The following is an 11,339-nucleotide window of genomic DNA, read 5'->3' as shown; positions in this document are numbered from 1 at the left end:
CTTCGCAAGGAGGGCTTTTCGTCGTGCCTTAAATCATCTAAAGACTTTCACATTTCATTCATAGGATCCCGCGCGCGGGGTCCATGAATGAAAAAAAGAGCGGCAGCATAAACCGCTGCCGCTCTGCCTGGAATAAGAAACAGATTTGAGAAATGAAATGTTGAAAGGATTGCAATATTTTTCTGCTGGGCTTTGAACAAAATCCAGGGCCGAATTATGCTCAAAGCCGCGCAGAGTATTGAAGAGACAAGCCGGAAGAGCTGCGGCATCTTCTGCCGTCTGAATCGTTTGAAGGGTGCAAATTAAAGGAGTTCACTGACGAAGGGTTCAAAAAGAGATGTGAAAGTGACTGTACTCTTTCGGCTGTCTGCGGCTGTTGGTAAAGTTTCGTTTCGAACGAGAATCAGATGATTATTTTTCGTAATCGAGCGCTTTGGCACCGGCTTCACCGGTCGAGATTCGAACAACTTCCTCAACAGGATAGACGAAGATCTTGCCGTCACCGATATTTCCAGTATAGAGCGCTTTCTGCGCGGCTTTGACAACGTCCTTTACAGGCACTTTGGATACCACGACTTCGGCCTGCATTTTCGGCAGCAGCCGGCTCTGCACTTCGGCGCCTTTGTAATACATAGGCTGGCCTTTCTGTACGCCCATACCCATGACATTGGATACGGTCATGCCGCCGATACCGATTTTTTCGAGTTCCTTTTTCAGACGTTCGAATTTATCGATGGCAGATACAATCACTACTTTATGCATACCGCTCTCCGCGCTCCCAAGAATAGCTGCAGGAACCGCATCGGAGATAGCTGCTTCCGGAAAAGCCGACAGGGGTTCGGGTTCGCTTTCGTCATCAGCAAGAACTTCGGTTTCCATAGCGAAGCCTGCGTAGGCGGAAGCCAGGCCGTGTTCCTCAATATCGAGACCGCGGATCTCTTCTTTTGGAGATACGCGAAGACCAATTGTCTTTTTAATTGCAAAGAAGGTCAGGCCGATTGTGCAGGCTGTCCAGATGCCGATTGTCAGCAGACCAAGGAGCTGAATGCCGAGCTGATGGAAGCCGCCGCCATAGAACAGTCCAACCGCTTCCGGCATTGAATCAGTGCCGCAGGCAAAGAGGCCTACGCAGATGGTTCCCAGAATTCCGCATCCGAAGTGAACGGGAACGGCACCAACGGGATCATCAACTTTCAGTTTGTAATCGAGAAGCCAGGTCAGAAATGGAACAACCAGACCGGCGAGAATACCAATGATGCAGGCGCCCAGAGCATTTACTGCATCACATCCAGCAGTGATTGCTACCAGACCGCCAAGGGCTGCGTTTAAAGTCAAGGCTACGTCCGGCTTTTTGTAGCGGATCCAAGTGTAGATCATTGTGGTGCAGGCTGCCAGAGACGGAGCGAGGGTTGTGGTGGCAAAGATTGTTGCCAGCTGAGTCTGGTTTACGGCGGCGGCACCGTTGAATCCGTACCAGCCAAACCAGAGGATGAATACGCCCAGGGCGCCGATCATAATGTTATGACCTGGAATACCTCTTGGTTTTCCGTTCTTATCGTATTTGCCAATACGTGCTCCCAGCATCGCTGCGCCGATCAGTGCACATGTGCCTCCGACATAATGAATAACTGCCGAACCGGCAAAATCATGAAACCCAAGGGATGCCAGCCATCCGCCAGGTCCCCAGACCCAGTGGGCTTCGATCGGATAGATCAGAAGAGAAATGATGATCGAGTAGATGCAGTAGGAAAGAAATTTCGTACGTTCAGCCATGGCACCGGAAACGATTGTAGCCGCTGTGGCACAGAAGACGAGGTTGAACGTGAACAGGGACCAGTCCGTGCCGCCAAAGTCGGTCAGCGGATGGAGTCCCCAGCCGACAAATCCATTGCCGGCTCCACACATCAGCGAGTAGCCGACAAGCAGAAAGGCAACCGTACCAAGACAGAAGTCCATGGTGTTTTTCATGATGATATTTCCTGCGTTCTTCGCCCGGGTGAATCCACCCTCGACCATGGCGAATCCCGCCTGCATGAAGAAGACCAGGGCGGCACCGATCAGATACCAGATCTGAAAGATCTGCGATAAAGCTTCCTGAAGCATATATGTTCCTCCTTTTCATTTTTTTAGAAAAAGAAAAAGGCGCCGAAACTTGTTATCCGCCGTTGGATAACTGTTTCGGCGCCTTTGCCGTTTTCTGATGGGAAGAGAGTACTCCCTTTTCCCCCTTTCTGGCCAATGAAATTCACATATTTTTGACAAACTATGCCCAAACCCCGCGATACTATTTGATTTAATCAATTTTATACAGGTGAAAAAGCGGTTTCACTACTGTGAATATAAAAAAGGACGCCGCAGCGTCCTTCTGTATTCTGTATCGAAATTAACCTTTGATCGTAACGTTTTTTCCGTCTGGACCCGGTGTGTTTTTCAGGTAGTCGATAATTTCGGCTTTGGCATCCGCTTTGCACGGTTTGCACTTCCAGGAGTCGGTATCTCCGCTGACCATGGCGTCCGCGAAACCGCTGCAGCCTGGATAGCCGCAGCCGCCGCAGTTGTAGCCTGGCAGCTTGGAGGTAACAAACTCAACACGCGTATCGGGTTCCACATGGAATACTTTGGCAGCGACGCCAAGTCCTGCGCCCAGAATGGCGCCCAGAACGAGCATCATCAGAATAGCCTGTACCATCATGTGACCTCAACTTTCTTCTTTAGGATGGTTCGGGCACGAGAGATCCCGGCAGCCCGAACAGTCCGGAGTGAGATTTTCGCATCCTTCCGGCTTCGGTGTCTTTCTGTTTTTAAGAAACAGGAAGACATACAGACCGACCAGCGCTCCGAAAAACAGGATCGCCAGAAGAATACGTCCGATGTTATCCATTAAATGATTCCTGTCAGTCCGGAGAAGGCCATGGCCATGAGGCCGGCAACGATCAGAGCGACAGGGTTGCCTTTAAAGCAGGCAGGAACATCAGCGGTATCGAGACGTTCGCGGATGCAGGAGAAGATGTACAGCACCAGAGCGAAGCCTAACGGAGTACCGATTGTGTATACGAGCATGTGTGCAATGTCGTATCCGTTGGAGATGTTAACCAGGCAGACGTTGAGTACAACGCAGTTGGTCGTGATCAGCGGCAGATAAACACCTAGGGATTTGTACAGAGCAGGTGACTTCTTTTTGAGGAACATTTCCGTGAGCTGTACAAGCGAAGCGATAACAAGAATGAAAGTAACCAGGTCCATGTATTCCAGTTTGAGAGGAACAAGAACCAGGTAGTAAAGCGCGTAGGTTACAACACCGGCTGCGAAAATGACGAAGACAACCGCCATGCCCATGCCCAGCGCGCTCGATTTCTTTCTGGATACACCCATGAACGGGCAGAGACCCAGGAACTGGTTCAGAATCGCGTTGTTGAGCAGAACGGAAGTGATCAGAAGAGCAATCAGTTCACCGATCATACATTAAGCCGCCTTTCCGGCTGCCGCTGCTTTAGCGGCTGCCTCTTTCTGTGTTTTCTGGGCAGCTTCTTCTTTTTTGGCTGCATGGCTCTTATAGGCTGTCAGTGCAGCAGCCAGGCAGGCAAAGGTAACAAAGGCACCCACCGGAGAACCAAACAGAGAAATGGTAAAGCTTTCCGGAATCAGAGTAATGGAGAAGAGCGTCTGCGCCTCGTTGAACGGGTTGGTCATGGACAGAACGCCAGTGGACAGAATCTGACGGATCAGAGACATGGCCAGTACGGCGAGCAGATAGCCAAGACCCATTCCCAGACCGTCGAGTGCGGAATCCCATACACCGTTTTTGGAAGCGAAGGCTTCGGCACGGCCAAGGATGATGCAGTTTACAACGATCAGCGGAATGAAGACGCCAAGAGAAGTATCCAGAGCCGGGGCATACGCCTTAATCAGCAGCTGGATAATTTTTACAAGCGTAGCGATGATGACGATATAAACCGGGATACGGATATCGTCGGGAACAAGCTTGCGGATTGCGGAAATGATCATGTTGGAAACAATCAGAACGCAGATTACCGCAACACCCATACCAATCGCATTGTTAAGACTTGTGGTAATGGCCAGAGTAGAGCAAAGGCCAAGGTACAGTCCGAAAACAGGGTTTTCCTTGATCAGACCGTTTTTGAAGTTTTGCATTCGATTCATCTGACGGTCTCCTATTCTACTTCAGAAGCCAGCTCTGCACATTTGTTAATGGCATCGACTACAGGCTGAGAAGTTCTTGTGGCACCGGAAATGGTATCGAGTTCTCCGGCAGCATCCTTTCCGATAATGGACTGCGCAAACGGCTCATCCATAATCTGCGAACCGATGCCTTTGGTGTCGCCGTTGGAAATGGCCTTGAAGGCGCTGATCGTTCCGTCGTCATTGTTAATGCCGACAAGGAACGTGGTTCCGCCGTCATAGCCGGCTACAGTGCACTTGAAGATGACAATATTTCCTTCATAGGTGTAAACGCCTTCGACTTCCGGGTTGTCCGGTGTGATGTCGGCGGTATCTACGACCTTGAAGTCGTCCACGGAAGCTTCCGGATACATTTCCAGAAGCGAAGCCTTTTCGGCTTTTTCATCATTGGACTTGATGACCGGAGCGGTCATGGAGTTGGCAAAGGAGAGCGCGCCGCCTGCGATGGCAGCAACGACGGCCAGGAAGATGGCCAGGTAAGCTGGACTGTCTTTTTTCATGACTTACGCCCCCTTCCCTACGTTTTCTGTATTCATTACGAGTACAGCGGTTTCCTTCAGTTCAGACGGAATGGCTCTCTGCGGTTTTTCCGTAGCACCATAGAAGCCGACGCACACGGCAAATACAGCAGCGCAGGCAATCATGGTCCAGGCCTTTTTCATCTGTTTGAGCTGCGGAGCGTCCAGAGCGGATTCAATCATCGGCGTGAAGGTATTCATGATCAGAATGGAGTACATGCATCCTTCCGGCAGGTTGCCTTTTACACGAATCAGAACGGTAATGGCCGCTGCGCACATCGCAAAGAAAATGCGTCCGGATGGAACGGTCGGCATCGTTACCGGATCGGTCAGCATGAATACGCCGCCGAAAATAACGCCGCCCGTCAGCAGGTGAAGCAGAGGGTACCAGATGAATCCGGGAACACCGTGCCAGGATTCGATTCCGGTCGCAATGGCGATAATCATGGCGATCACCGCGATGGTTCCAAGATAGAACACAGGAATACGCCAGTCGATGACGTTTTTGACAATAAGCCAGATGCCGATCAGAAGGATCAGCAGAGACATCGTTTCACCGATTGCACCAGGGTAGAAGCCCATGAACAGGCTCGACCATCCGCCTACGGAATCGAGGTAGGCATCCAGCGCCGCTTCGGTTCCCGGCAGCCAGTTGAAGGCGTTGGCCATCAGCGTAGTCGGGGTTGCACTGGTTGTAACCAGAGACGCGGTCGCTGCACCGGAGAAGGAAGCAAAGATGACTGCACGGCCTACAGCAGCCGGGTTGAAAATGTTAAATCCAAATCCGCCGAACACCAGACGGCCAAATACGATCGCAAAGATCGTCGCGATAATTACCGCATAAGGCGGGATGGTGATCGGGCACATCATAACGAGAATCAGGGACGTTACCCATCCAAAGGAGTGGGTGATGAAATCCTTGATGTTCTCTTTCTTTACTTTCGCAAAGATAGCTTCGCACACGAAGGTGGTGATCAGCGAGCAGCCCAGAAGCAGAAGCGCCTGCAGACCGAACGCTGCACCCCAGCGAACGAAGTAATAAATATCGGAAGCCGCAAACACAATCAGAAGACCAATGGTCAGATTGCGCATGATTTTCTGCGTGGAATTCGACGACTGAAGGTTCGGGCTTACATGAAAGGCAAATTTCATTCTCGTATCCCTCTACTTTCTCTTCGCCTTCATAGCCAGCGTACGCTTGGCTTTGCGGACATTTTCGGTAACCTGAATGTGGCTTGGGCAGACATAGGTGCACAGGCCGCATTCGATACAGAGCATCGCACCGCGTTTTTCCATTTCCACGGTGTCGTTGGCCTTGACCGCATTGGAAATGCGAACCGGCTGCAGGCCCATCGGGCAGTGTGCGGTACAGCGTCCGCAACGCATGCAGGTCATTTCCGGCTCGTTTTCGTTTTTCAGAACGGTGATCGCGTTCATGGCGCGGTCAATGCAGATCTGATCGGAAACCATGGCCTTGCCCATCATTGGACCGCCGGCAATCAGCTTGAGCGAATCCACTTTTTCGATGAAGCCGCCGAGCTGTTCGATGATTTCCGCCACGCACATGCCGACCGGTACAAAAACGTTTACCGGATACTTCAGCCCTTCACCGGAGAAGGTTACGTATTTCTTGGAGAGCGCTTCGCCGTTTTCAAAAGCGTGCGCAACCAGAATCGCGGTTTCCGCGTTGTTTACGATAACGCCGCATTCGCCAGGGAGACGATCGTATTCTCTCTTGAGAATCGTACGGATCAGGGTACGTTCGCCGCCCATTGGGTAGACATCGGGTACAGGGGTTACTTCGATGCCGGCTGCGTTTTCACGGCTGATTTCTTCACGGATGTAGTTAATCAGGTCCGGGTGCGTTTTCTTGACACCGATTTTTACGGTTTTGACTTCTGCCATTTTCTGCAGAATGCGCACGCCATGTACGAAGTCCTGTACTTCATCCATGATGCATTTGTAGTCCGCGGTAATATACGGTTCACATTCCACGGCGTTGATAATGAGGGTGTCGATTTTTTCCACGTTCAGATACTTCACGTAGGTCGGGAAGCCGGCACCGCCCTGACCGATGATACCGGCGTTCTTAACAAATTCGACCATCTCTTCGTGACTCGCGCGAGTCCAGTCAAGCGGTTCAAAAGCCTGCTGTTTTTCCTGGACAGCATCCAGCTCAATCACCATGTGCGGCTGAGGTTTCAGACTGTTATGAGGCCGTTTGACAGTTCCTTTGTAGATACCGGAAACCGAAGAGTAAACAGGAACCGGAAATGCCGATTTGGTATTGGCAAGACGGGTACCGATCTTTACGTGGTCTCCTTCATTGACGAGGATTTCAACCTGCGAATTGTTGCCTGCGAAAAGAGGAATATAAACTTCCTTTTTCGGCATGAGAGTTTTCGCATCGCTGTGATCCGTCAATCCTTTTCTACCAGGGATGTGCTGACACATTGGCCCTAATAAAAGTGACATACTTTTCTTCCTTTCAATGCATTTCAACCCAATTTTAGTAACCATTGCATAGAAAATCAAATGCGGCTAACACATTTATTTGACAATTCGTATCTGGTGTCTGCGGATTGTGGATTCCCTGTCGAACGCATCCAGGACTTTGCCTTCCCCATACAGAGCGATACAGAGCGCCAAAGCGCATGCCCAGACCTTTCCCTGCAGACGTCAGAATGGAAAATTTGCAGAGTCGAGCCGAATTTTCGACATACGGGAAGTCTTGCTTAAACGGAAGCCCTGTTTCAAAATCCGGTATACTGTTACCGGTCTGCCTGCGCATTCTGCAAAACAGACCAGTTCTCCTCGCGCAGATTCCGGTGCTATCCCTGCAACCTGGAAAAACGCCCTGACGGAACACCAAACGGAACCTCCAGACGGATTCGTCCATTTCGGCGAGTTCGCAGTTCTTACGGCCTGCCCGGAGTTCCCTGCTTACGATCCATACTTACCCATATAAAATAGGAAAGAAAATTATGCCAAACGAAAACGATCAAAACGCTTCAGCATCGTCAGACGCTCCTGCAGCTGCCGGAGAGGAAGCCCAGACGAATACAAATACCGAAAATTTAAAAGAGAACGAAAACGAAAATTTCTCGTCCCAAAACAAATCCGAGTTCAAAAACGATTCCGAAAACAAAAACGATCTAGAGGAAAACGATAAAGATAGCAATAAAGAAAAGGAAAAAAACAGACCAGAGCACAAAAACCATATCGGTGCCTGGATAGTTGCCGCCATCTGCGTACTGGCGCTGACGATTTCCTTTACGTTATATCTTTCTTCGCCCAAAGACGCATCCAAAGGCGAAGTGCAGTCGCGCTCGACAACGATGATTGATGTCGGATTCGATACCCCGGTCACCTTCAAGACCACCAGCAATGAAGCCGATTTTGACCGCTGGCTTCAGATCGTCCGCGATACCTTTCTGGAATGTTCGGCCATCTTTGATGCCGTCAACCCGCCAGCCGACGATACTGTCGTCAGCCTGTACACGATCAATAACGCCCCGCGCAATACGCCTTTTGAAGTGGACGAAAAAATGATCGAAGTCTACAACGACGCCCTTCAGATTCATGCCGTCAATAACAAGTTCGATCCGGCGCAGGGCAATCTCACCGCCTTATGGCGAGCGGTCATGGACGAGAGTGATCCTGTCCTTCCTTCTGCACAGGAAGTCGAAGATGCCATCAACAAAGATTCCGTGAACGGCGTTAAAGTCGATGGAAACACCATCACGCTGACCGGCGAAGACGCCGCCCTCGATTTTGGTGCTATTGCCAAAGGCTATACCGCACAGCTGGCTGCCGATCGTCTGGTCGAAGCCGGTCTGGAAGAAGGCCTGATCAATGCCGGCGGCAACGTCGTTCTGATCGGCCACAAGCCGGACGGCAAAAACTGGAAAGTCGGCATTCAGGATCCAGATGGCAGCGATTCCCTTCTCACCTGCTCGCTTGCAGATCCCTCCTGCTTTGTAACATCCGGCGACTATCAGCGTTACGTCCTGATTGACGGACAGCGCTACGCCCATATTGTCGATCCGACCACCGGCTATCCAGCCCGTTACATGCGCTCCGTTACCGTCGTGGATCAGGATTCTGCCTACTGCGACGGCATGTCGACCGCTCTGTTTTGCATGAGCGTTGAAGACGGCCTAGCTCTCTGTAAAAAGATCGGTCTGCAGGCCATCTGGATCGTCGATAAAGGAACCGTGAACGTAACCCCGGATCTTTCCACCGATACTTTCGATATTTATCTCACCGATGGAATGAAAGATCTGGTGACGCTCAAAGCTAAATAACCCCTTCTCTGGCCCATTCTTTTCCCCAGTAATAAAACGGCGTTTCTTCCCTGCGGCATAAAAGCCGATCGGAAAGAAACGCCGTTTTTGCAAAGGTACGTTGCATGCGACCCAGCACGCAGAAAAAGAAAGACTTACAGGCAGAGCGATTAAAGAGCACGGGCGAACCGATCACGGAAGCCTCTTTGAAAGGTGAGTAAGTCAAAGAGAAGGCTTCCACTTGGTTTCAGGCAAGTGTCCTGTAAGGATTGCGATATGCAAATATACGCTCGCCGATCTGGCGGGTCTTCGGATCCAAAGAAAAAAGCAGGTGCTCCATGACATCCTGGTACGAATAGTATTTATACAGTCCGCGGTTTCCGCAGCTGGGATCGGTGTTGACTCCATAATAATTCAGAATGCATTTGGGAAGAAATCCTCGAAAATACTGATCACCCAGAAGTTCGATTTCAATCTGGACTACCCCTTTGCTTTCAAAGAGATATTCATACAGAATTTTCCCCGCCATCAAATCCAGCGAAGGCACCAGCACTTCAATGTTTTCGTATTTCTCGATTTTTGGAATTGGCTCAGAATTGGACATTTTTCTTTCCTCCGTTTAATGCCAGGATACCAGGCGGATTGGCGGATTCCAATCCAGACCAGGAAGAGAATTCAGGCTTTTTTCCTGCCATATTTAGCGCAGGGCTGCTTTTAAATCGCAGCTGAAACAGCAATACAGACAAAAGAAAACCTGAGGCGAATTAACGGCCTCAGGTCTGATGGATTTGAAATCAGTTTCTATGCACTTTCTGCCCAGGACAAAACGCTAAGTTCAAAAGGTACAGCATGCGTTTGTCTTACTGTGAGTCCGGTTCTGCTCCCTCGATCAGCGCTCTGATTCCCTGTCTCTAAATTCTTTTTGCCATCGCACTTTTCGGATTTTATCCCCTCTGCATTCTCTGGAGACGGCCGATTTTTAAATTGCCTTCTCTCCCGGTAAAAACAGCGGCTTTTCGGACTTTGACCAAACGGTTCCATGGTATACTTTATGTGGTTTTAAACATAAAGGAGATACACAATGGACAAGTACGTTTGCACACTTTGCGGATATGAGTACGATCCGGCGGTCGGCGATCCCGATAACGGCATCCCAGCTGGAACCGCATTCGAAGATCTTCCTGAAGACTGGGTTTGCCCTCTTTGCGGAGCTTCGAAATCCGATTTCGAAAAAGTTGAATAATCACAAACCCATCCAAAAAAACAGTCTTTGTCTGGACAGCCGTCCAAACGAAGGCTCTTTTTTCATTCATAGGCCCCCGCGCGCAGCGGCCCACCCTTGGTTAGTTGAAATATGGATGAGGGCTCGTTGAGCCCTCTTTTATTATTTTTAATGAATTTCTCTTCGCAATTTCGATTCCTGATAGAATCGCTTTGTACCAGAGCACTGGAAAAGCACGTTACGCAAATAATTCATAATGATAATTATTTACCTTTCATGAGACTGTTTTTTTATAAGCCGCTGCCGATTCGAATAGTACCCTTGGATAGAAATTCATTACGAATAGTCTGCACATTTTGTTTAGGCCGTCAGCTTCATCAGATTGGCGAGCTCTTACAGAAAGAATCGACTTCTCTGCTCTGGTTCCTGTTTCTTTCAGAAAGGAGCTTAGACATGACCATTCAGATTCAAAAGTCCGTCTGCGCCGGACTCGATGTTCATAAAAACAATGTCTACGCCTGCGTCTGCTGTTCTGTGAAAGATCCTAAAACCAATGTGGATGTTCTCAAGCTCAAATCGAAAAAGTTCAGATCCAACCATACGGATCTTTCTGAGATGTGTGACTGGATTCTTGAGATGACGAAGAAAATTCTGAAATCTCAGCCGCATGATCCGATCGATGTCTACATGAAATCCACCGGAAAATACTCCACACCGGTTTACAACGTCTGTGAAGAGAAAAAGCTGATTCCGCATATAGTCAATCCAAAACACGTGCGGATGATCACTGGTCAGAAAACAGACCAGAAGGACGCTGCGTGGATCGCAGAACTGGGAATTAACGGCCTTCTCAGGGAATCCTATATTCCCGAACGGCGCATTCGAGAAGCCAGACGACTGTCACGCACGCGGACAAAACTGGTTTACGTCAGAGGCGACGATATCCGTCGCATTCGAAATATCCTGACCGAAGCCAATATCCGACTTGATTTGATCTTCTCGGGTGTTGAAGGGGAATCAGCAAGGAATGTTATCCAATACCTGCTGGACACGGAGGTGCCGGTACTGGAAGAAGTACAGAAGCGGATTCGTAAATCGTGCAGTATCGTCAAG

General features: G+C 49.8%; 12 protein-coding genes. 3 read left to right on the top strand and 9 right to left on the bottom strand.

Going from position 1 to position 11,339, the window contains the following annotated elements; genetic code table 11:
• Positions 1–411: 411 nt before the first annotated feature.
• The 8 genes from ACLUYS_RS07360 to ACLUYS_RS07325 all read right to left on the bottom strand — a co-directional run bounded on the left by ACLUYS_RS07360 (position 412) and on the right by ACLUYS_RS07325 (position 7,193).
• Positions 412–2,103, bottom strand: coding sequence for an ammonium transporter (locus tag ACLUYS_RS07360; RefSeq protein WP_412659493.1), 1,692 nt, complete (start codon positions 2,101–2,103; stop codon positions 412–414).
• A gap of 280 nt (positions 2,104–2,383) precedes the next feature.
• On the bottom strand, positions 2,384–2,689 hold the full coding sequence (locus ACLUYS_RS07355) for a (Fe-S)-binding protein (protein ID WP_412659494.1): 306 nt from the start codon (positions 2,687–2,689) through the stop codon (positions 2,384–2,386).
• Between the two features lie 9 nt (positions 2,690–2,698).
• Complete coding sequence (locus ACLUYS_RS07350; protein WP_230268427.1) at positions 2,699–2,881, bottom strand: hypothetical protein; 183 nt, start codon at positions 2,879–2,881, stop codon at positions 2,699–2,701.
• On the bottom strand, positions 2,881–3,459 hold the full coding sequence (locus ACLUYS_RS07345) for an electron transport complex protein RnfA (RefSeq protein ID WP_230268428.1): 579 nt from the start codon (positions 3,457–3,459) through the stop codon (positions 2,881–2,883). The genes ACLUYS_RS07350 and ACLUYS_RS07345 overlap by 1 nt, the downstream gene beginning before the upstream one ends.
• 3 nt (positions 3,460–3,462) lie before the next feature.
• Entirely contained in the window at positions 3,463–4,161 is a 699-nt protein-coding gene (gene rsxE, locus ACLUYS_RS07340; RefSeq protein ID WP_412659492.1) for an electron transport complex subunit RsxE, read from the bottom strand.
• An 11-nt stretch (positions 4,162–4,172) separates the two neighbouring features.
• Positions 4,173–4,700 (bottom strand): FMN-binding protein, encoded by a 528-nt coding sequence (locus tag ACLUYS_RS07335; protein ID WP_230268430.1) that lies wholly within the window; start codon positions 4,698–4,700, stop codon positions 4,173–4,175.
• A gap of 3 nt (positions 4,701–4,703) precedes the next feature.
• Positions 4,704–5,870 (bottom strand): RnfABCDGE type electron transport complex subunit D, encoded by a 1,167-nt coding sequence (locus ACLUYS_RS07330; protein WP_412659491.1) that lies wholly within the window; start codon positions 5,868–5,870, stop codon positions 4,704–4,706.
• A gap of 12 nt (positions 5,871–5,882) precedes the next feature.
• Positions 5,883–7,193 carry an RnfABCDGE type electron transport complex subunit C gene (locus ACLUYS_RS07325; protein WP_412659490.1) on the bottom strand — a complete coding sequence of 437 codons (1,311 nt, stop codon included), beginning with the start codon at positions 7,191–7,193 and terminating at the stop codon, positions 5,883–5,885.
• 509 nt (positions 7,194–7,702) lie between these two features.
• Here ACLUYS_RS07325 and ACLUYS_RS07320 point away from each other — a divergent pair.
• Positions 7,703–9,025: an FAD:protein FMN transferase gene (locus ACLUYS_RS07320; protein ID WP_230268433.1), complete on the top strand. Its 1,323-nt coding sequence runs from the start codon at positions 7,703–7,705 to the stop codon at positions 9,023–9,025.
• Between the two features lie 226 nt (positions 9,026–9,251).
• Here ACLUYS_RS07320 and ACLUYS_RS07315 read toward each other — a convergent pair whose 3' ends face one another.
• Positions 9,252–9,608 (bottom strand): hypothetical protein, encoded by a 357-nt coding sequence (locus tag ACLUYS_RS07315; RefSeq protein ID WP_412659489.1) that lies wholly within the window; start codon positions 9,606–9,608, stop codon positions 9,252–9,254.
• A gap of 477 nt (positions 9,609–10,085) precedes the next feature.
• Between ACLUYS_RS07315 and rd the strand changes: the two genes are divergently transcribed.
• Entirely contained in the window at positions 10,086–10,247 is a 162-nt protein-coding gene (gene rd, locus ACLUYS_RS07310; RefSeq protein WP_230268435.1) for a rubredoxin, read from the top strand.
• A 432-nt stretch (positions 10,248–10,679) separates the two neighbouring features.
• Positions 10,680–11,339: IS110 family transposase (locus ACLUYS_RS07305; RefSeq protein ID WP_412659488.1), on the top strand; the 660-nt coding region annotated here is incomplete at its 3' end.

Origin of the sequence: Allobaculum sp. (genome assembly GCF_047010065.1) — a bacterium.
In the GTDB taxonomy this organism is placed as follows: Bacteria; Bacillota_I; Bacilli_A; order Erysipelotrichales; family Erysipelotrichaceae; genus Allobaculum; species Allobaculum fili.
Note: the sequence above shows the minus strand (reverse complement) of the source record. Positions and strands in the feature narration are given on the sequence as shown.